The sequence below is a fragment of the Vibrio sp. 1978 genome, from assembly GCF_033344345.1.
In genome coordinates this window covers 1-525 of record NZ_JAWPOP010000974.1, presented here as the reverse complement: position 1 = coordinate 525, position 525 = coordinate 1, and the positions used below count along the sequence as shown (strand labels likewise).

The 525-nt window shown below is 52.8% G+C and carries 1 protein-coding gene; it reads left to right on the top strand.

Annotated elements, in window-relative coordinates; translation table 11 throughout:
* A partial coding sequence (locus R8N49_RS30185; protein WP_412034943.1) for an alcohol dehydrogenase catalytic domain-containing protein occupies positions 1-525 on the top strand: 525 nt, incomplete at both ends.

Here is a 525-nt window from a genome sequence, read left to right as displayed (position 1 = left end):
GCGATCACAGGGAAAGGTAAAATCATCCGCAACTTCCCAATGGTACCAGGCATTGATCTAGCAGGTACGGTCGTAAGCTCTGACGATGCACGCTACCAAGCAGGCGATAAAGTCGTTCTTACTGGCTGGGGTGTCGGCGAAAACCACTGGGGCGGTATGGCGCAACGTGCTCGTCTAAAAGCGGATTGGTTGGTTCCTCTACCAAAAGGCTTAGACAGCAAAAAAGCAATGATGGTCGGTACAGCTGGCTTTACCGCAATGCTGTGTGTTCAAGCTCTGCTGGATGCTGACATCAAACCAGAAGCTGGCGAAATCCTTGTCACTGGCGCCAGTGGCGGCGTAGGTTCGGTGGCGGTGACGCTTCTGGCTCAACTGGGCTACAAAGTGGCAGCCGTTACTGGTCGTGTTGAACAAAACGGTCCACTTTTAGAAAAACTGGGCGCAAGTCGCATCATCGACCGTGTTGAATTTGAAGAGCCTGCACGCCCACTAGAAAAACAAATTTGGGCTGGCGCAGTCGACACC